The sequence below is a fragment of the Azospirillum lipoferum genome (assembly GCF_024170005.1).
GTDB classification, from domain to species: domain Bacteria; phylum Pseudomonadota; class Alphaproteobacteria; order Azospirillales; family Azospirillaceae; genus Azospirillum; species Azospirillum lipoferum.
Genome location: NZ_JALJXJ010000001.1, coordinates 245,614 through 265,782, shown reverse-complemented (window position 1 = coordinate 265,782; position 20,169 = coordinate 245,614). Strand labels below are relative to the sequence as shown.

Annotated in this window: 18 protein-coding genes; 7 read left to right on the top strand and 11 right to left on the bottom strand. The window is 67.0% G+C overall.

Annotated elements, in window-relative coordinates; genetic code table 11:
• Positions 1 to 13: 13 nt before the first annotated feature.
• Positions 14 to 301, bottom strand: coding sequence for a DUF2849 domain-containing protein (locus J2848_RS01300; protein ID WP_149230667.1), 288 nt, complete (start codon positions 299 to 301; stop codon positions 14 to 16).
• Positions 302 to 426: 125 nt separating this feature from the next.
• Complete coding sequence (locus tag J2848_RS01295) at positions 427 to 984, bottom strand: precorrin-2 dehydrogenase/sirohydrochlorin ferrochelatase family protein (protein WP_149230666.1); 558 nt, start codon at positions 982 to 984, stop codon at positions 427 to 429.
• Positions 985 to 1,247: 263 nt separating this feature from the next.
• Here J2848_RS01295 and J2848_RS01290 point away from each other — a divergent pair, with 263 nt between their 5' ends.
• From J2848_RS01290 to J2848_RS01270, 5 genes are all read left to right on the top strand, one after another.
• Positions 1,248 to 1,955 (top strand): phosphoadenylyl-sulfate reductase, encoded by a 708-nt coding sequence (locus J2848_RS01290; RefSeq protein WP_149230665.1) that lies wholly within the window; start codon positions 1,248 to 1,250, stop codon positions 1,953 to 1,955.
• The gene (cysD, locus tag J2848_RS01285; RefSeq protein WP_149230664.1) at positions 1,952 to 2,749 is read left to right on the top strand and encodes a sulfate adenylyltransferase subunit CysD; all 798 of its coding nucleotides are present in this window, start codon (positions 1,952 to 1,954) and stop codon (positions 2,747 to 2,749) included. The genes J2848_RS01290 and cysD overlap by 4 nt, the downstream gene beginning before the upstream one ends.
• 1 nt (position 2,750) lies before the next feature.
• A complete protein-coding gene (gene cysC / locus J2848_RS01280) occupies positions 2,751 to 4,619 on the top strand; it encodes an adenylyl-sulfate kinase (protein ID WP_149230663.1) in 1,869 nt (622 codons plus the stop codon).
• 171 nt (positions 4,620 to 4,790) lie between these two features.
• Positions 4,791 to 6,413 (top strand): ABC-F family ATP-binding cassette domain-containing protein, encoded by a 1,623-nt coding sequence (locus J2848_RS01275; protein ID WP_149230662.1) that lies wholly within the window; start codon positions 4,791 to 4,793, stop codon positions 6,411 to 6,413.
• A gap of 111 nt (positions 6,414 to 6,524) precedes the next feature.
• Complete coding sequence (locus J2848_RS01270; protein WP_149230661.1) at positions 6,525 to 7,604, top strand: NAD(P)H-dependent flavin oxidoreductase; 1,080 nt, start codon at positions 6,525 to 6,527, stop codon at positions 7,602 to 7,604.
• Positions 7,605 to 7,632: 28 nt separating this feature from the next.
• Here J2848_RS01270 and J2848_RS01265 read toward each other — a convergent pair whose 3' ends face one another.
• The 8 genes from J2848_RS01265 to J2848_RS01230 form a co-directional block, all read right to left on the bottom strand.
• Complete coding sequence (locus tag J2848_RS01265; protein ID WP_149230660.1) at positions 7,633 to 8,661, bottom strand: GGDEF domain-containing protein; 1,029 nt, start codon at positions 8,659 to 8,661, stop codon at positions 7,633 to 7,635.
• A gap of 100 nt (positions 8,662 to 8,761) precedes the next feature.
• Entirely contained in the window at positions 8,762 to 9,298 is a 537-nt protein-coding gene (locus tag J2848_RS01260) for a pentapeptide repeat-containing protein (protein ID WP_149230659.1), read from the bottom strand.
• Between the two features lie 46 nt (positions 9,299 to 9,344).
• Complete coding sequence (locus J2848_RS01255) at positions 9,345 to 9,851, bottom strand: thioesterase family protein (protein WP_149230658.1); 507 nt, start codon at positions 9,849 to 9,851, stop codon at positions 9,345 to 9,347.
• Positions 9,848 to 10,573 carry a HEPN domain-containing protein gene (locus tag J2848_RS01250; RefSeq protein ID WP_246193758.1) on the bottom strand — a complete coding sequence of 242 codons (726 nt, stop codon included), beginning with the start codon at positions 10,571 to 10,573 and terminating at the stop codon, positions 9,848 to 9,850. Before J2848_RS01250 ends, J2848_RS01255 begins: the two co-directional genes overlap by 4 nt.
• A 66-nt stretch (positions 10,574 to 10,639) precedes the next feature.
• Positions 10,640 to 14,131 (bottom strand): methionine synthase, encoded by a 3,492-nt coding sequence (gene metH / locus J2848_RS01245; RefSeq protein ID WP_149230656.1) that lies wholly within the window; start codon positions 14,129 to 14,131, stop codon positions 10,640 to 10,642.
• Positions 14,132 to 14,195: 64 nt separating this feature from the next.
• Positions 14,196 to 14,669 carry a DUF29 domain-containing protein gene (locus J2848_RS01240; protein WP_149230655.1) on the bottom strand — a complete coding sequence of 158 codons (474 nt, stop codon included), beginning with the start codon at positions 14,667 to 14,669 and terminating at the stop codon, positions 14,196 to 14,198.
• 62 nt (positions 14,670 to 14,731) lie between these two features.
• Complete coding sequence (gene metF, locus J2848_RS01235) at positions 14,732 to 15,637, bottom strand: methylenetetrahydrofolate reductase [NAD(P)H] (RefSeq protein ID WP_149230654.1); 906 nt, start codon at positions 15,635 to 15,637, stop codon at positions 14,732 to 14,734.
• Positions 15,634 to 16,629, bottom strand: a complete 996-nt coding sequence (locus J2848_RS01230) for an ArsR/SmtB family transcription factor (protein WP_149230653.1) — start codon at positions 16,627 to 16,629, stop codon at positions 15,634 to 15,636. Before J2848_RS01230 ends, metF begins: the two co-directional genes overlap by 4 nt.
• Positions 16,630 to 17,096: 467 nt before the next feature.
• Here J2848_RS01230 and J2848_RS01225 point away from each other — a divergent pair, with 467 nt between their 5' ends.
• Together J2848_RS01225 and J2848_RS01220 are read left to right on the top strand one after the other, a co-directional pair.
• Positions 17,097 to 17,882, top strand: coding sequence for an MlaA family lipoprotein (locus tag J2848_RS01225; protein ID WP_170306995.1), 786 nt, complete (start codon positions 17,097 to 17,099; stop codon positions 17,880 to 17,882).
• 187 nt (positions 17,883 to 18,069) lie between these two features.
• A complete protein-coding gene (locus J2848_RS01220; RefSeq protein WP_246193757.1) occupies positions 18,070 to 18,747 on the top strand; it encodes an MlaC/ttg2D family ABC transporter substrate-binding protein in 678 nt (225 codons plus the stop codon).
• A 66-nt stretch (positions 18,748 to 18,813) separates the two neighbouring features.
• Here J2848_RS01220 and J2848_RS01215 read toward each other — a convergent pair whose 3' ends face one another.
• Positions 18,814 to 20,088, bottom strand: coding sequence for an MFS transporter (locus J2848_RS01215; RefSeq protein WP_149230651.1), 1,275 nt, complete (start codon positions 20,086 to 20,088; stop codon positions 18,814 to 18,816).
• Between the last annotated feature and the right edge of the window lie 81 nt (positions 20,089 to 20,169).

Genomic DNA, 20,169 nt, shown 5'->3' with positions numbered 1-20,169 from the left:
ATCAGCCAGATGGTCAGGCGGCCTGCTTGCCCAGATCCAGGCGGACGGTCGGGCCGGCGGTGCGGATGCGCTCGCGCATCGTCGCCGGGACCGGCACGCCGTCCTGTTCCACCACCTCGAAGGCGTAGATGTCGACGCCGAACTGCTCGCGCTCGGCCTTCGCCTTGGCGTCGGCCAGCACGGCATCGGCCTCGGCGCGCTGGAACAGCGCGGCCTCGGCGAAGGATTCGACCCACCGGCCGCCCTCGCCCAGGAACACGACTTCTCCGTCGCGCAGGCGGTTGGCGGTGATGGCTTTCATCGATCCTTCCTTCGATCGATCCTTGGCCGACATCTGGCTCTCCTGGCTGGTCGTTCTCGAACGCGTTTGGTGTCTTAACCCGAACCGTCAGCGGTCCGGCAGTGAATTCGGCGGGATGAGGGTTCTTACGGCAACCATCTTTCCCGGTCGATCAACTCGCGGGTCTCGCGGGCGACCTCTGACATCGACGCTCCCTCCGCCCTGCGGCGGTTGCGAAGCTCGGCAATGGTGCGCAGCCGCTCCGCCCACTCCGCCGGGAACAGGGCCTCCAACCGCTGGCGCAGCAGGCTGGCGAGCGTCGGGCTGCGGCCGGCGGTGGAGACCGTCATCACCAGATCGCCACGCCGCACCACCGAGGGGGAGTGGAAATCACACAAGGGGATGACGTCCTCGACATTCACCAGCACGCGGCGCTGCCGCGCCAGCTCGGCCAGTGCCGTCTCGGTCTCCGGCCCCAGCCCCATCACATACAGCACGCCGACCTTGTCCAGATCGGCGGCATCCGGCAAAGCCCGCACCAGACGGTCGCCGGCGAGTACCGCCAATTCCCCATCCGGTTCCGGTGAAAAGACCTGCGGATCCGCCCCGCCATCCCGCAGTTGCGTCAGGCGACGCACCGCAAGCGGGCCGTTGCCGGCCAGCGCGATCACCACCCGCGCCGGGTCGAGCGCCAGCGGAATCATGCCAGCCTCGCCGAGACGGGCGAAACCAAGCGGCCGATTGCGGCGCCTATGACCAGGATCCTGTGCATGGCGGTATTTAGCCCAGCCGCCACACGACAATCAACATATTTCACACAAAGCGTTGCAGCGCAGCACAAGCCTATTAAACAAGTAGAGAATGTATTTACGTTGCACGGGTTTTCCGCCGGTGTTAATGTGCAAACACAAGCCAATAACCTATCTATTGAATAGGTTTAATGAGCCACCGCGAAAGGCAGCTGACGATGGACGCGGAAGCACGGGTGAAGCATCTGACCGACAGTTACGGCACGCTGGAAGGCGCGCCGCTGCTGGCCGCCATGCATGAGGTGTTCGGCGGGCGGATCGCACTGCTGTCGTCCTTCGGCGCCGAATCCGCGGTGCTGCTGGCACTGGCCGCCGAAGCGACACCGGATTTCCCGGTTCTGTTTGTGAATACCGGCAAGCTGTTCGGCGAGACGCTGCGCTACCGCGACCAGCTGGTGAAGCGGCTGGGCCTGCGTGACGTGCGGGAGATCGGGCCCACCGCCGACGACCTCGCCGCCGGCGACAAGGACGGCCTGCTGTTCAACCGTGATTACGACGCCTGCTGCCATCTGCGCAAGACGGTGCCGCTGGACCGCGCGCTGGCAACCGCCGGACTGGAGGCCTGGGTCACCGGGCGCAAGCGCTTCCAGTCGGCGACCCGCGCCGCCCTGCCCCTGTTCGAGGCGGAAGGCGGCCGCGTGAAGGTCAACCCGCTGGCGAACTGGGACAAGGCCCGGCTGGAGGAAGAATTCACCCGGCGCGACCTGCCGCGCCACCCGCTGGAAGCCGACGGATTCCTGTCGATCGGCTGTTACACTTGCACCGAGCGAGTGGCGCCCGGTGCCGACCCGCGTTCCGGCCGCTGGGCCGGCAGCGCCAAGACCGAATGCGGCATACATACCACCATGATTGGAATCGTTCGATGAGCGCCGATCTCGACCAGCTCGAAAACCAGAGCATCTATATTCTGCGTGAGGCCTACAACCGCATCGACAAGCTGGCGATGCTCTGGTCGATCGGCAAGGACAGCAATGCGCTGCTCTGGCTCTGCCGCAAGGCGTTCTTCGGCCGCATCCCCTTCCCCGTCGTGCAACTCGACACCGGCATGGAACTGCCGGAGGTCTACGAGTTCCGCGACCGCATCACCAAGGAATGGAACCTCGACCTGAAGGTGGAGCAGTGCCCGCCGGAAGAGGAGATGGACCAGACCCTGCCGCCGCTGACCCGCGCCGCCGCGCGCAAGACGGAAGGTCTGAAGAACCTGCTGCGCGACCATGCCTATCAGGGCGTGATGGTCGGCATCCGCCGCGACGAGCAGGCGACCCGCGCCAAGGAGCGCGTGTTCTCGCCACGCTCGCTGGAGGGCGACTGGGACGTCAAGGACCAGCCGGCGGAGTTCTGGGACCATTACAAGACGCGCTTCCCGGAAGGCGTCCATGTCCGCATCCACCCGCTGCTGGCCTGGACCGAACTGGACATCTGGCGCTATTCGCAGCGCGAGGGGATTCCCATCGTTCCGCTGTATTTCGCCAAGGACGGCAAGCGTTACCGCTCGCTGGGTGAGAAGAACATCACCTTCCCGGTCGACAGCACCGCGTCCACCATCGACGAGATCATCGCCGAGCTTCAGGTGACCCGCGTGCCGGAACGCGCCGGCCGCGCGATGGACAACGAATCCGAAGACAGCTTCGAGCGCCTGCGCAGCGTGGGGTACATGTAAGATGCCGCATTCTCAACTTCGCATCGTCATCGTCGGCCATGTCGACCATGGCAAGTCCACGCTGATCGGCCGCCTGCTGAACGACACCGGCAGCCTGCCCGACGGCAAGGTGGAGCAGGTCCGCGAGATGAGCCGCAAGCGCGGCATGCCGTTCGAATGGGCCTTCGTCATGGACGCGCTCCAGGCCGAGCGCGACCAGGGCATCACCATCGACACCACGCAGATCCACTTCAAGACCAAGCAGCGCCCCTACGTCATCATCGACGCTCCGGGCCACACCGAGTTCCTGAAGAACATGGTGACCGGCGCCTCCCAGGCCGACGCCGCCCTGCTGGTGATCGACGCCGACGAGGGCGCGCTGGAACAGTCGCGCCGTCACGCCTTCCTGCTGCATCTGCTGGGCGTGCGTCAGGTCGCGGTCGTCGTCAACAAGATGGACAAGGTCGAGTTCTCCAGCCGCCGCTACGAGGTGGTGGCGCAGGAGATCAAGGACTATCTGGCCGAGCTGGGCCTCCAGCCCAAGGCGGTGATCCCGGTTTCCGCCCGCAACGGCGACAACATCGTCAGCCGCAGCGAGCAGTCGGACTGGTATCTCGGCCCGACGGTGATCGAACAGCTGGACGCCTTCCGTCCGCAGCAGACCTCGCCCGACCAGCCGCTGCGCCTGCCCCTTCAGGACGTCTACAAGCCGGACGACCGTCGCATCCTGGCCGGCCGCATCGAGAGCGGGCGCCTGCGCGTCGGCGACACCCTGCACTTCTCGCCGACCGGCGCCAGCGCCAAGGTGGTCAGCATCGAGGCGTGGAACCATCCGGAGACGGTGCTGTCGGCCCAGGCCGGGCAGAGCATCGGCATCACGCTGGACAAGCGCATCTTCGCCGAGCGCGGCCACATCGCCCACCATCAGGCCGACGCCCCGACCCTGGCCCACCGGCTGAGCGTGCGGCTGTTCTGGCTGGTGTCGGACCCGTTGGTGGTCGGCAAGACCTACACGCTGAAGATCGCCACCGCCGAGCACCGGGTGACGGTGGAGCAGGTGACGGCGGTCATCGACGTGGAGGATCTGTCCAGCACCCCCGGCAAGGCGGTCCGCCGCAACGAGGTGGCCGAGGTCGTCCTGCGCTCCCGTTCGCCGATCGCGCTCGATCTGGCGTCGGACCTGCCGCGTACCGGCCGCGGCGCCCTGATCGACGGCAACGACGTGGTCGGCGGTTGCCTGGTGGTGGAGATCGAGGACGCCGCGGCGGCCAACATCACCGAGGTGTCGCACACCGTCTCGCTGGAGGAGCGCGCCCAGGCCAACGGCCACAAGGGCGGCATCGTCTGGCTGACCGGCCTGTCGGGTGCCGGCAAGTCGACGCTGGCGATGGCGCTGGAACGCGCGCTGTTCGACCGCGGCTGGCAGACCTTCGTGCTGGACGGCGACAATGTCCGCAACGGCCTGAACGCCGGGTTGGGCTTCTCGTCGGATGACCGGGCGGAGAACATCCGCCGGGTGGCCGAGACGGCGAAGCTGTTCGCCGATGCCGGCATGGTGGTGATCGCTTCGCTGATCTCGCCGCTGAAGTCCGATCGGGCGCGGGCACGGGTGATCGGCGGCGAGCGCTTCCACGAGGTGTATGTGGCGGCCGACCTCGCCACCTGCGAGGAGCGCGACCCGAAGGGCCTGTACAAGAAGGCGCGGGCCGGCGAGATCGCCGAGTTCACCGGCATCTCCGCCCCCTACGAGGCGCCGGACCAGCCCGAACTGGTGATCGACACCGACACGCTGAGCCGCAGCGAGGCGCTGGCCCAGCTGCTCGACTATGTCGACGAGACCTTGGGCAAGAACAGCTTGAAGTCGGAGAAAGAGCTGACCTACGTGATCTGAGAGTCGGCTTTATTCTGCTCTATAGAGTGTAGCGTCGGGCGCGGAGGAAAGACCGCGCCCGACGTGTTTTCGGCTGCCGCCTGTCCAAGTCGATCAGGACTCTGCCGCAACGCACATCCTGTGGCATAAGGGGCCGCGTCACGCATCACGCCCTAAGGACCCCTGCCGCCCATGATCCGCTTCGATAACGTCAGCAAGCAGAACGGCCACCGCATCCTGTTCCTGGAGGCCTCCGCGGCGCTCAACCGGGGTGAGAAGATCGGGCTGGTCGGTCCGAATGGTGCCGGCAAGACCACCTTGTTCCGCATGATCACCGGAGAGGAGCAGCCGGACGGCGGTCAGGTGGCGATCGAGAAGCAGGTCAGCATCGGCTATTTCAACCAGGATGTCGGCGAGATGTCAGGCCGTTCCGCCGTGGCCGAGGTGATGGACGGTGCCGGCCCGGTCAGCGTTGTCGCCGCCGAACTGGCGGAACTGGAAGCCGCCATGGCCGACCCTACCCGAGCCGACGAGATGGACGCCATCATCGAGCGCTATGGCGAGGTGCAGGCCCGCTTCGACGAGCTGGGCGGCTATGAGCTGGAGGGCAAGGCGCGCGAGGTGCTGGCCGGCCTCAGCTTCAGCCAGGAGATGATGGACGGCGACGTCGGCGGCCTGTCGGGCGGCTGGAAGATGCGCGTGGCGCTGGCCCGCATCCTGCTGATGCGCCCCGACGCCATGCTGCTCGACGAGCCGAGCAACCATCTGGACATCGAAAGCCTGATCTGGCTGGAAGGTTTCCTGAAGGGCTATGAGGGCGCCCTGCTGATGACCTCGCACGACCGCGAGTTCATGAACCGGATCGTCACCAAGATCATCGAGATCGATGACGGAACCCTGACCAGCTATTCCGGCGACTACGGCTTCTACGAGAAGCAGCGGGCGCTGAAGGAGAAGCAGCAGGAGGCGCAGTTCGAGCGCCAGCAGGCGATGCTGGCGAAGGAACTGAAGTTCATCGAGCGCTTCAAGGCCCGCGCCTCGCACGCGTCCCAGGTGCAGAGCCGGGTGAAGAAGCTGGACAAGATCGAGCGGTTCGAGCCGCCCAAGCGCCGTCAGGTGGTGACCTTCGACTTCCCGCCGGCCCCGCGCTCCGGCGACGACGTGGCGGTGCTGAAGAACGTCCACAAGGGCTATGGCAGCCGGTCCATCTATGAAGGGCTGGACCTGACCATCCGCCGCAAGGAGCGCTGGTGCGTGATGGGCGTCAACGGCGCCGGCAAATCGACCCTGCTGAAGCTGATCGCCGGGGCCACGGAGCCGGACAGCGGCACCGTCACCGTCGGCGGCAGCGTCAAGATGGGCTATTTCTCGCAGCACGCGATGGAACTGCTCGACGGCGACCAGACCATCTTCGAATCGCTGGAGGCGCATTTCCCGCAGGCCAGCCAGGGCTCGCTGCGGGCGCTGGCCGGCTGTTTCGGCTTTTCCGGCGACGATGTGGAGAAGAAGTGCCGGGTGCTGTCGGGCGGCGAGAAGGCCCGTCTGGTGATGGCGATCATGCTGTTCAACCCGCCCAACTTCCTGGTGCTGGACGAGCCGACCAACCACCTGGACCTCGACACCAAGCAGATGCTGATCCAGGCGCTGGCCGCCTATGAGGGCACCATGCTGTTCGTGTCGCACGACCGCCATTTCCTGGCAGCATTGTCCAACCGGGTGCTGGAACTGACACCGGAGGGGATCCATCAGTATGGCGGCGGCTACACCGAGTATGTGGAACGCACCGGGCAGGAGGCACCGGGGCTGCGGAGCTGAGTCCCGCCCTTCCCTTCACTCCAAGTGAACGCCCCCTTCAGAACAAGTCATTGGTCGTGAAGGCCGCCGGGGCGTAGCATCGCCTCCGTTGTCGAAGCGACGGAGGCGGACATGCCCTCTCACACGGACTCCCTTGAACGGCTGGGACTGCGGTCGCCGGTGATCCAGGCGCCGATGGCGGGGGGCGGCGATACCGCGGCCCTGGTGGCGGCGGTCAACGAGGCCGGCGGGCTGGGCTTCGTCGGCGCCGCCTATCTGACCGAAGCGCAGATCGCCGAGCGGGCGCACGACATCCGCAGCCGCACTGCCCTGCCCTTCGGCATCAACCTGTTCGCACCGACGCCGGCCCCCGGACCAGCACCGATGATGGCCGAGGCGATGGCCCGCGTGGCAGGCTTCCATGCCGAGCTTGGGCTGCCGAAGGCGGAGGAACCGACTTACGCCGGCGACGGGTTCGACCGGCAGATCGCGGCGGTGCTGGACAGCGGCGCCGCCTTCTACAGCGTCACCTTCGGGCTGCCGCCGGCCGAGAGCGTAACCGCAGCCAAGGCGCGCGGCATGCGGGTGCTGGGCACTGCGACCACGGTGGCCGAAGCGGTGGCGCTGGAGCAGGTTGGCGTCGACGCGGTGATCGCCCAGGGCAGCGAGGCCGGTGGGCATCGCGGCAGTTTCATCGGTGATCCGGCCGCCAATCTGGTGGGCACGATGGCGCTGGTGCCGCAGGTGGCCGATGCGGTGGGCGTGCCGGTGATCGCGTCGGGCGGCATCATGGACGGGCGCGGCATCGCCGCCGCGCTGGCGCTGGGCGCCACGGCGGTGCAGATGGGCACCGTCTTCCTGACCACCGGCGAGGCCGGCATCCCGGAGGCGCACAAGGCCGCCATCCTGGCCGCGCGCGAGGACCAGACCCGCATCACCCGCGCCTTTTCCGGCCGGCCGGCGCGCGGCATCCTCAACCGCTTCATGGAGGTGGTGGAGGACCCGAACGCTCCCGACGCTGTTCTGCCCTTCCCCTTGCAGAACGCGCTGACACGGCCGCTGCGCACCGCCGCCGGCAAGGCAGAACGGGCGGAATTCCTGTCGCTGTGGGCCGGCCAGGGGCTGCGGCTGGCGCAACGGCGTCCGGCGGGCGACCTGGTGGCGGAGTTGCTGCACGGGACGGAGGCGGTGCGTCGCGGGCTGGCCGGCTGATCGACTGGCTGGAGGCTGACCGGCCGGTTCAGACGACCTCGACCGAGACGCGGTTGCGCCCGCCGCGCTTGGCGGCGTAGAGCGCCTGATCGGCGCGGCGGACCAGCGACAGGGCCGGTTCGCCGGGACGGTACTGGGCGACACCGACCGACAGGGCGACGGTGCCGTAATTGGCATTGCGCGCCTTGTTCACAATCTGGCGGGCACCGACGAAGCCGCGCACCTGATCCGCCAGCTTGCTGGCATTTTCCAGGCTGGTGCGCGGCAGGATGATCGCAAATTCCTCCCCGCCGTATCGGGTGGCGGTGTCGCGGCCCTTGATGCATTCGGTCAGCATACGGGCGACCAGCTTCAGCACATGGTCGCCGACCAGATGGCCGTGGGTGTCGTTGAAGGTCTTGAAATGATCGATGTCGACCATCAGCAGCGACAACGGCTGATCATCGCGCACGGCGGCCTCCATCGCCTCCTCCAGCATCAGGTCGAAAGCCTTGCGGTTGCCGATGCCGGTCAGCCCGTCGGTCAGCGCCTCGCGCCGCGCGCTGTCCAGGCTGACCCGCATCTCCGCCAACTGCTGGCTCGATTCCTGAAGCTGGAGCTGGAGCGCCGTCTGGCGGTCGACGATCTCCCTGGTCTCCGCGGCGATGGCGGCGATCATGGCGCGCAATTCAGGCAGGCTGAGCGGCTGATCCAATTCCTCCCGGAAACCGGACAGGGTGTTGCCGTAGCGCTCCGTCTCCGATCCGACATTGCCCAGTTGCTCCAATATGCGCCCCAGGGCATAACGGGCCTTGTCGGAGATCTCACGGATCGCCTGGGCTTCGGCATCCATGGTGAAGAAGCGCTTGTACAGCTCGTCGCACAGCGTCTGCGAGGCGGCCAGCCCGTCGCGGCGCGCCAGATCGATGGCGCGGGTCAGGTCGGGGTTGTTGCCACTGAAATAGACGTACCAGAGCGTGAAATTTTCCGGGCTGGGCGGCAGCCGGTCGGACTGCATCCGCTCCATGGCCTTCGCGGCGAGACCGCTGGAACGCTCGAAATCCTCCGCAGTTGCCACGGCCGCCGTCCGTCCAAAATCATTCGGTTTCGAACGGTACGCGGTGCAAGCCCTTACGGCAAGGAGGTTTTTGGGAGTGTCATGAGACGCTGCAAACGGTCTAGTTGCATTGCCCGACTGAGCTTTCCGCACAGATATGCTTGCCGTCGGTCCATCGCGCACCCGAAAGGTCGGCATGGCGCAGGTCGGTGCCGGACAGCTTCGCCCCTGTCAGGTCGGCACGCGCCAGCGACGCCCCGACCATCTTGGCATTGCGCAGGTCGGCCTCGCGGAAACTGGCGCCGGTCAGGTCGGCACGGGTGAAATCCGCCTCGATCAGGCGGGCTCTGTCGAAGACCGCGCCGGGTGCGGTCGCGCTGATGAATTTTGCGCGGTAGCCGTCGGCATCCACCAGTTTCGCCTCGCCCAGCGTGGCGCGCTGAAAGCTCGCGTCGCGCAGCATGGCCCCGCTGAGATCGACACCGGTCAGCGTCTGCCCTTCCAGCGAGCAGCGCCGCCAGTTGACCTTCGGCTGTGCCGCCTCGGTGCAGTCAGCCAGCGCCGGACCGGCGGCCAGGATGGTCAGCACGATAGCGGCCGCGGCGAGGATGCCGGAACGGACATGGGAGCGAATCGGCGGGACGGTTGCGGTTCTCATCCCTCAATAGATGGGGGCACCACCGGCCAACTCAACTATCGGGACCTTACCCGTCGGCGCGGGAGCCATCCAGCCGGGCAACCGCCCGCCCGGCCTGTGGCGGCCTGGGAAGCCTGACATGGGCCGCCGCCTGTTCGGCCAGCGCCACCGCGACGGCCGGCGGGTAAGGGCCGGTCTTGCGGGTGGCGAGATCAACATGCAGCAGCATGAACTCGGCCGTCGCCGCCAACCACCCTTCCTCGGCATGCCGCATCTCGTGGAACAGGTGCAGCCGCTTGGCATCGGCGCCGAGCAGCAGCGATTCGAAACGCAGCGGCATACCCTCCGTCACCTCGCGGGCATAGGTCAGGTGGGCATCGACGACGAAGACCGACCGGTTCTCCGCCGCGACATAGGCCTTGCCGATCCCGAACCGGTCCAGCACGGCGTCCGTCGCATGGTCGAAGGCCAACAGGTAATAGGCGACGTTCATGTGCCCGTTGTAGTCGATCCACTCCGAGCGGACGGTCTCGTGATGAAGGGCCAGGGGGGTGGTGGGAGCGGGAGCGGTCATGGGATCCCAAGAAATCGGATGACGTCTGTACGTAGCGTCCCAATCTCCACCAGCCAGTCGGCGACCTCCTCGACGGTAGGTTCGTCAGGCGGATCGTCGAAAAGATGCGCGGTGGGGTAGCGATAGGCGACGGCGAGTGCGGTGAACCGCTGCAGCGGAAGCAGCACCTCACGCAACCCATGGTCGGCGGGCAAGCGGTCGATCAGGCTGCGCAGATCATGGCTGCGCGGCGGGTGGATTCCCGCTGCAACCAGCACCGCCTCGATCAGCTTTTCCGCTGCCTGCTGACAATGGAAGGCAGCTCCTGCCGGCTCGGGATCAGGACCAGCAATGGCCTTGCGGATCATTGCGAGGTCGCGGTCGGCTACCGCGATCCAGGTACGGACAACGTCAGTGTCCATAGACCCGTACGCCGTTGTGGTTGGCCTCGTAACAGAGCGTCCCCACGGAATCCTTGTATCGCTCAAAATTGGCGCGGGAGCAGGGAAGCGCGTCCGCCGGATGCCGGTGCCGATCTTGGATGCATAAGCATAGCGGATCGACCGCCGCTCCTTCGGCGCATCGTCCGGGACGATCACCAGCAGGTCGCAGTCGCTGTCCTCGTGGAAGTCGCCGCGCGCCCGGCTGCCGAAGAGGTAGACGGCTTCCGGCTCCGGGGTCGGGACGATCCGGTCCAGCAGGATTTGCAGCTTCTCGTCGTTCCGTGCGTCGACCACAGCCATGAAGACCTCCGCCGCACATCCTAACACGGAACGGGCGGCGGAGGATCATCGCTTAAACAGACGACATCACACCGAGAAGTACTTGGCCCGCGGGTGGTGCAGGACGATGGCCGAGGTGCTCTGCTCCGGGTGAAGCTGATCCTCGTCCGACATCTCGATGCCGATACGGCCGGCGTCCAGCAGCTTCAGCAGCTGTTCCTGGTCCTTCAGGTTCGGGCAGGCCGGATAGCCGAAGCTGTAGCGGCTGCCGCGGTAGGACTGCTGCAGCAGCTTTTCCTTGTCGCGGCTATCCTCGGCGCCGTAGCCCAGTTCCGCACGGATGCGGGCGTGGACATATTCCGCCATCGCCTCGGTCATCTCCACCGACAGGCCGTGCAGGTAGAGATAGTCCTGATAGCGGTTCTCGGCGAACCATTCCCGCGCCACGTCGGCACAATGCTGGCCCATGGTGACGACCTGGAGACCGATCACGTCACGTTCCGGGTCGGTCACATCGCGCAGGAAGTCGGCGATGCACTCGCCATCCTCCTTGGCCTGACGGGGCAGCGAGAAGCGGGCGGCCTCGGTGGTGCCGTCCTCATCGAACAGGATGACGTCGTTGCCGTCGGCCGCCGCCTTCCAATAGCCGTAGACGGCGGTCGGGCGCAGGATTTCCTCCTTCGCCGCGATCTGGAGGATGCGGTCGAGCACCGGCCGCAACTCCTTCTTCGCCCATTCCTTGAACTCCTCGAAGGACTTGCCGTCCTTCCGGTAGCCCCATTGCAGCTGATAGAGCATCCGCTCGTTCAGGTAGGTGACCAGAGTCTTCAGCGGCACATGGTCGATCAGCTTCGGCCCCCAGAAGGGCGGAGTCGGCACCGGAACGCCCTCGGCCAGCCGGTGGCGGCGGGCGCGGACGGCGTCCTTGTCCACCGGGCCGGTGGCGGCACTGGTGGCCTGCCCCAGCACGCGGCGGCGGTTGGTTGCCTTGCCGGCACGCTTGGCCTGCTGGATGGCGAGTTGCTGGTCGAAGCTGCCCTCCACCACCTTGTCCATCAGGGTCAGGCCGTCAAAGGCGTCGCCAGCATAGGCGACGCGGCCCGAGCCGTAGGACGCCACGCAGTCGCCCTCGACATAGGCGCGGGTCAGCGCCGCACCGCCGAGCAGGACCGGAACCTCAAGCCCCTCGCGGGTCATCTCCTCAAGGTTCTCGCGCATCACCACGGTGGACTTGACCAGCAGGCCGGACATGCCGATGGCAGTGGCCTTGTGCTCCTTGGCGGCCTGGATGATGGCGGTCACCGGCTGCTTGATGCCGAGGTTGACCACCTTGTAGCCGTTGTTGGTCAGGATGATGTCGACAAGGTTCTTGCCGATGTCGTGGACATCGCCCTTCACGGTGGCGAGCACCAGCGTGCCCTTCTGCTGGCCCTCCACCTTCTCCATGTGCGGTTCCAGCCAAGCGACGGCGGCCTTCATCGTCTCCGCCGACTGGAGAACGAAGGGCAACTGCATCTTGCCGGCGCCGAACAGCTCGCCGACCACCTTCATGCCGTCGAGCAGGTAGGTGTTGATGATCTCCAGCGGCGGATGGGTCTTCATCGCCTCGGCGAGGTCGTCCTCCAGCCCGGTGCGGTCGCCGTCGACGATGCGCTCCTTCAGCCGCTCTTCGACGGTTTCGGCGCGCGCCTTCTTCTTGGCGTCGGCAGCCTTGCGGCCCTCGAACAGGGCGATGAAGGCCTGAAGCGGGTCATAACCTTCCGCACGGCGGTCGAAGATCAGGTCTTCGGCGGTCTTGACCTCCTTCTCGGGGATCTGGTGCAGCGGCAGGATCTTGGAGACATGGACGATGGCGCCCGTCATCCCCTTCTTCACCGCATGGTCGAGGAAGACCGAGTTCAGCACATGGCGCGCCGCGGCGTTCAGGCCGAAGGAGACGTTGGACAGGCCCAGGATGATCTGACAGCCGGGCATCTCGCGGGCGATCGCCTCGATCCCCTCCAGCGTCCAGATGGCGAGCTTGCGGTCGTCCTCGTTGCCGGTGGCGATGGTGAAGGTGAGCGGGTCGAACAGCAGGTCGGACGGGGCGAGGCCATACTCGTTCACCGCCAGATCGTAGAGCCGCTTGGCAATCTCCAGCTTGCGGTCGGGCGTCTTCGCCATCCCCTCTTCGTCGATGGTCAGCGCGATGACGGCGGCGCCGAACTTCTTGGCCAGCGCCAGACGCTTGCGCGCCGGCTCCTCGCCGTCCTCGAAGTTGATCGAGTTGAGGATCGCCTTGCCGCCATAGAGCGCCAGCGCCTGTTCCAGCACCTTGTACTCGGTGGAATCGATGACCAGCGGCGCCGTCACCGACCCGGAGAAGCGGGAGATCACCGCGTTCATCTCCGCCACCTCGTCGCGGCCGACGAAGGCGGTGCAGACGTCAAGCGAGTGGCTGCCTTCCTTCACCTGCTCGCGCGCCATCTCGACGCAGCCGTCCCAGTCGTTCTTCTCCTGCAACTCGCGCCACTTCTTGGAGCCGTTGGCGTTGCAGCGCTCGCCGATGGCGAAGAAGGCGTTCTCCTGGCGCAGCGTGACCTGGGAGTAGAGCGAGGCCACCGCCGGCACCCAATGGACGGTACGGCCCTTCGGCGCCGGGCGGTGCGCGCCGGCCGGGGCCAGCTTGCGCAGCATCTGGTTGGCGGCGGCGATGTGCGGTACGTTGGTGCCGCAGCAGCCGCCGACGAGGTTCACCCCGTCCTCCGACACGAAGCGCTCCAGCCAATGGGCGAAGTCGTCGGCACGCAGCGGGTAGTGCGTCTTGCCGTCGACCAGCTCTGGCAGGCCGGCATTGGGCTGGACCGAGATCAGACCCGGCCAGTTCTGCGACAGCCAGCGCACATGCTCGCTCATCTCCAGCGGGCCGGTGGCACAGTTCAGGCCCATCAGCGGCACGTCGAGCGCCTGGATGACGGTGGCGGCGGCGGCGATGTCAGTGCCGACCAGCAGGGTGCCGGTGGTCTCCACCGTCACCTGGACGAAGACGGGGGTGTCGGACTTCGCTTCCAGCCGGGCGCGCTTGATGCCATTGACGGCAGCCTTGATCTGCAGGGGGTCCTGGCAGGTCTCGACCAGGATGGCGTCGGCCCCGCCGGCGATCAGGCCGGCGGCCTGGACATAGAAGCTGTCCTCCGCCGGCTGATAGGCGATGTGGCCCAGGCTGGGCAGCTTGGTGCCCGGCCCGATCGAACCGATGACGAAGCGCGGCTGGCCGTCCTTGAAGGTCGAAGCCGCCTCGCGCGCCAGCTCGACGGCGCGCTGGTTGATCTCGAAGGCCTTCTCGGAGATGCCGAACTCGCCCAGCGTCACCGGCGAGGCGCCGAAGGTGTCGGTCTCCACCATGTCGGCGCCGGCTTCGAAATAGCCGCGATGGATGTCGCGGACGATGTCCGGGCGCGACAGCGGCAGGATGTCGGTGCAGTTCTCGTGCCCCCAGTAATCCTTCTCGACGTCGAGGTCGAGCGCCTGGATGCGGCTGCCGAACCCGCCGTCGCAAAGCAGAACGCGGTCACGCAGGGTGTCGAGGATGTGGGCCATGGGAATGCGTCTTGTCCGTTATTTGGCGGGTTCGGGTATTTGCGGATTCAGGGCAGAGGCGGAATTAAGCAAGGCCGTGGCGGTTGGCAGGCCACCAGTCCTCGTCGAGAAGCTGTTCCAAACAATAGGGGCAGTCGACAGGAAGCAGGTCAGCGGGCAACCTGTCCTGCTCCAGTCCCTCCGTCGCGTAGTCGCGGCCCCGCCGGTAAGCCTTGGCAAGGTCGATCTTGCCAAGCAGGCTGGGGCTGTCCTCCAGACCGTCTTTTGCCTGGTCGCGCTGCTCGCGGACAGTGCGACGCCAGTTTCCGCGCGGATCGGCGGCCGGGGAGTATTCCAGCTTCAGCAGATGCTCGATCACACGGACCAGCGCGCTTTCGACCGCGCGCAATTCCGATCGGCCCATGCTTTCGATCTCCTCCGCGACATTCTCCCAGTCGATGGGCATGTTGATGCGCTCGCGCGACGCCTCGCGAAGCAGGCGGGCCTGCTCCTCGGTCCAGGCGAGGAAGTCCGTGTCGTATCCGATCCGGCTGTCCATGGCGCGATGCCCCCTTCCGCGGATGTGCGGCAATTCTAACACGAAACCGTGACGGCCGCGCCCTACCCCGCCACCACCGCGGCGGCCGGTGCCGCCTTCGCCTTTACGCCCAGCATGCGGCAGATGGCGATGGTCAGGTCGGACCGGTTCAGAGTGTAGAAGTGGAAGTCGTTCACGCCTTGCGCCTGCAACGCCTGGCACTGCTCCGCCGCCACCGTCGCGGCGACGAGCTGGCGGGTCTCCGGGTCGTCGTCCAGCCCCTCGAAGGTCTCGGCCAGTTTCGCCGGCATCGAGGCGCCGCACTTGCCGGCGAACTCCACCGCGCGGGCGAAGTTGGTGATCGGCAGGATGCCGGGGACGATCGGCACATGGATGCCGGCGGCGGCACAGCGGTCGAGGAAGCGGAAATAAGCGTCGTTGTCGAAGAAGAACTGGGTGATGGCGCGGGTGGCGCCGGCATCGACCTTCCGCTTCAGGTTGTCCAGGTCGAACTGGGCGCTCGGTGCCTCCGGATGGGCTTCCGGGTAGGCGGCGACCGAGATCTCGAAGTCGGCGATGCGCTTCATCCCCGCCACCAGGTCGGCGGCATAGGCGTAGCCACCGGGGAAGGGCTCGTACCTGCCACCGACGCCGCCCGCGGTTTCCGGCGGGTCGCCGCGCAGCGCCACCAGATGGCGGATGCCGGCGTCCCAATAGGTGCGGGCAATCGCGTCGATCTCGTCGCGGGTGGCGCCAACGCAGGTGAAATGGGCGGCGGCCGGGATGCCGGTCTCCGCCTGGATGCGGCAGACGGTGGCATGGGTACGCTCGCGGGTCGAGCCGCCCGCCCCGTAGGTCACCGACACGAAGCTGGGCGACAGCGGGGCCAGCCGCCGGATCGACTGCCACAGGCTCTGCTCCATCTTCTCCGTCTTGGGCGGGAAGAACTCGAAGCTGATGGACGGCAGCGCAGAGGTGGGCGCGGTCATGACGGAACTCCGCTGAGCGAGTGGGCAGGCTTTTGGATTTGCGGGGAAGGAATCTGCACGCCGGCCGCAAGACGGGTGGCCGGCCAAATGGAAACGGTGAGCGGCTCGCCCGGCAGATGCACCACCGGACCGCAGTCCAGCCCGGACTGGCGGCACCAGCCGGCGACCTCGGCATCGGCGAAGCCAAGGCGGCGGTGCGCATGCTCCTCGCGCAGGGCTTCCAGATGATGGGGGGCGAAATCGACGATCAGCAGCAACCCGCCGGGGCGCAGGACCCGCGCCGCCTCGGCCAGGACGCCGGACGGTGACTCGGTGTAATGCAGCACCTGATGGATCACCGCGGCGTCGAAGGAGCCGGACGGGAACGGCAACTGGTACATGTCGGCCTGACGGACGTGACAATGGCGCAGCCCCGCCTCCTCCAGCCGGTTGCGGGCGACGGCCAGCATCTCGCGCGACTGGTCTACCCCGATCGCGCGATGGACGCGCCCGGCCAGCACCTCCAGCATCCGTCCGGTGCCGGTGCCGATATCCAGCAGTTCCTCCACCCCCCCTTTCGGGAACAGGCGCAGCAGAGCGGCCTCGACCTCGCCTTCCGCAACGTGAAGGGAGCGTATTTCGTGCCAGCGCGCGGCATTCTCACGGAAATAGGCGGCAGCGGTCTCCGACCGGGAGCGCTTGATGGCGTCCAGCCGCTCCAGATCGAGGATGAGGGTGGCGTCGTCGGCAGGGATGGCGGCGACCAGGACACGCGCCAGCTCGGCCGACTGCCCCTTCTCGGCCAGGCGGTAGAAGGCGAAGGTGCCCTCGCGGAAACGGTCGAGCAGCCCGGCGTCGCACAGAAGCTTCAAATGGCGCGAGACCCGCGGCTGGCTCTGTCCCAGGATCTGGGTCAGCTCCGTCACCGTCAGCTCGCCATGCGCGCAGAGCGCGAGCAGCCTGAGCCGTGTCGTTTCGGCCGCCGCCTTCAGCGTCGCAAGCAGATCGTCCATCGCCTCACGTCCGATTCGGGCCCGGAAAGGGGCCTGGAAAGGAGATGCCCGGCCGCCGCACCATGCCCGGCCGATCCGAATACAGATATAAAGATATCTTTATGCGTCGTAAACCGCTTTTCGCGCCCGGCGGCAGCAACACCCTGGCCCGGGCCACGCCGGGTCTGCCTGACGCAGGCGGTCCGTGGCGAAAAGCGGCGGGAGGCAAGCTTTCCGGCCACATTGCGGCAAAGCCGACACAATCGCCGACGCCCGTCCGGCGCCGCACCGGCACATGCTGGTCAAAAGGCGAAGCCTGTGTTAGGTCAGGAAACGGTGGAAATTCTGCGATATCTCGCCCAATCTTCCTCCGGACCGCGTAGCCACCTTGCCAGGGTTGAGGACTCCCGCCATCGGGATCTTCGGTTGTGGACAGGAGATGCTGCGACCCGCACCGAGTCGAGCCCACAGATAATGAGCCGTCGCACATGAAGCTGGCCAGCCTTTCCCGCTCCCTCCTCCGTACGGCCACCGTGTTGGCCTTCGCCCTGACGGCCACGGCCTGCGCGACCAACCCGGGTGACTCGGGCGCGAAGGACGGGGCCTATCAGGTCAACGATCCGCTGGAAGGTGCGAACCGCGTCGTGTTCGCCGTGAACGACGCCGTCGACACCGTGGCGTTGCGCCCGGCGGCCGAAGTGTATGTCGCCGTGGTGCCCGATCCGATCCGCGATGCCATCCACAACTTCATCGACAACCTGATGGCGCCGCTCTACATCGCCAACAACCTGCTTCAGGGCAACTTCGATGGCGCTACGGACGCCACCGGCCGTTTCCTGACCAACACCATCCTGGGCGCCGGCGGCATCGCCGATGTCGCCTCCCAGGCAGCCATCCCGCACGCGTCGGAGGATTTCGGCCAGACGCTGGCGGTCTGGGGCGTGGGCGACGGCCCCTATCTGGTCCTGCCGCTGCTGGGCCCGTCGAACCTGCGCGACACCGTCGGCTATGGCGTCGACACCGTCGGCGATCCGGTCCGCATATGGGCCTACGCCCACAACGGCCAGGGCCTGATGTACACCCGCGCCGGCGTGAGCGCCGTCGACCGCCGCTCCGAAGTGCTGCAATCGGTGGACGACCTGCGCCGCAACTCGCTGGACTTCTACGCCACCGTGCGCAGCCTGTATCAGCAGCAGCGCCAGGCGGCGATCGCCAACAGCAAGGGCCCATCGGCTCAGGAATTCCCGGACTTCACCACCGCGCCGAAGCCCTGACGCCCTGCCTGATGCCGTCGATGGAACACCGTTCCCGGTCCGCCGCAGACAGTCCTGACCGGACACCTGCGGCGGCTCCCGGCACGAAAGCCCGGCGTGGAAGGCGGACCGGAACGCTCGGCCGAAAGCGTCCGTGTCGCACTCCAAAGGCCAGATGACTGTCAGGTGACTGCCGGATGACCGCCGAATGACCATTGACAAAGCCCGAGCAACAGCCACTTTTCGCCCTATCATGCTGACACGCCGCCAGTTTGTCGCGTCCGCTGCCCTGCTCGCGGTGAGCGGTTGGGCCGGGCACTCTTTCATCTCTCCCGCCGCGGCGCAGACCGCGGACCAGGGGGCAAGCGCGTTCATCCAGAAATTGGGGAACGACGCCATCGCAACCTTCTCGGACAAGAGCCTGCCGCGCGATCAGGCGATCCAGCGTTTCCGCACGCTGCTGTACGCCGGCTTCGACGTGCCGTACATCGGGCGCTGGGTGCTGGGCCGCTACTGGAACAGCGCCAACGAGGCACAGCGGGCCGAATACCAGAAGCTGTTCGAGCAGCTGATCGTCAACACCTATGCCGAGCGTTTCGTCGAGTATTCCGGCGAGACCTTCAAGATTACCGGCGTTGCTGCCGCGGGTGAGGCGGACAGCATGGTGACGACGCAGATCGTCCGTCCCAACGGCCCTCCGGTGAATGTCAGCTGGCGTGTCCGCAAGAGCGGCGCCGACTACAAGATCATCGATGTGGTGGTGGAGAATGTCAGCATGGGCGTGACCCAGCGGCAGGAATTCGCCTCCGTCATCGAACAGAATGGCGGCCGCGTCGACGGCCTGATCCAGGCCCTACGCCAGAAGGTCGGCAGCCGCGCCGGCTGACCGGTCCACGACAGCTTTCCTTGTCCCACGAGCCCGGCCCCGGCAAAGGAGCCGGGCTTCGTCGTTTCAGGCCTCCGACGCCGCCTTTGCGGTGCTGGCCCGTACAGCAGCCTCATCCTTGTCGGCCTCTGTCGTGGCGACGCCGCGGGTTTCCGGCAGGAGAAGCCCCGCGAGCAGCAGGGCCACCCCGGCGGCCCCGGCCAGCATCAGAAAGGCCGCGCTGTATCCCTCCCGCACCACCATCTGTCCGGCGGCGGCGGTGCTGAGCGAGGCGCCGATCCCCTGGAGGGTGGCGATGGCGCCCTGGCTGACGTTGAAACGTCCGGTGCCCTCGGTCAGATCGGCGACCACCAGCGGGAACAGGGCACCGAACAGCCCCGCCCCCACCCCGTCCAGCAGCTGGACGCCGACGAGCCAGCCGGAGTGGTCGGAAAGGGTGTAGAGGATGCCGCGCAGGGGCAGGACCAGGAACGCCGCCAGCAACAGCGGCTTCCGCCCCCAGCGATCAGCCCTGGCCCCCACCAGCATCGCCATCGGCACCATGACCAGCTGCGCCGCGACGATGCAGAAGGACATCAGGCTGGTGCCCAGGGCCGGGTCCTTCATCGCCAGCTTCTGCCCGACCAGCGGCAGCATGGCGGCGTTGGCGAAATGGAACAGGGCGGCACAGCCGCCGAAGATCAGCAGCGGCCGGCAGCTCAGGATGACGCGCAGACCGGACGGCGCCTCGCGGCCGCCCCCCTGGGCGGAGGCATGCAACCCGCGGGCGACGGCATGGTCGATGGCATCGGCGGGAATGCCGGTGGTCGCAGCGATGCTGCACAGCGCCATCGCCGTCATCAGCCAGAACACGGCGACCGGTCCGAACGCATAGGCAGCACCACCCGCCAGCAGCGCCGCAACCGCGTTGCCGGCATGGTTGAAGGACTCGTTGCGGCCGACCCGGCGGACGAAGGCGCGCGGCCCCAGCAGGCCCAGCGTCACCGCCGCGATGGCCGGCGGGAAGACCGCACCGGCGGCGCCGACGGCCGATTGCAGAATGGCGACGACGGTGAAGCCGTTCAGCCAGGGCAAGGCCAGCGATCCCACCGTCACCAGCAACGCCGCGACGATGATGACCGCGCGCTTGTACCGGGTGCCGTCGACGAGCGCGCCGGCCGGCACCTGGGCGGCGATCCCCGCCAGCCCGGCGAGCGTCATCACCAGCCCGATGTCGGCCTCGTTCCAATGCTGGACGGTCAGCAGATAGATCGCCAGATAAGGGCCGAGCCCGTCCCGCACATCGGCCAGGAAGAAGTTCAGCAGGTCGAGCGACCGGTGGGTCGCGGCGTTGTCGGTCATTCGTCACCCAAGATCGGTACGGAGGTTTTGTGCAAGACAGCCCGGCAGCAGAACGGCGGCGGCGCCGTTTGGGTCCGGCCG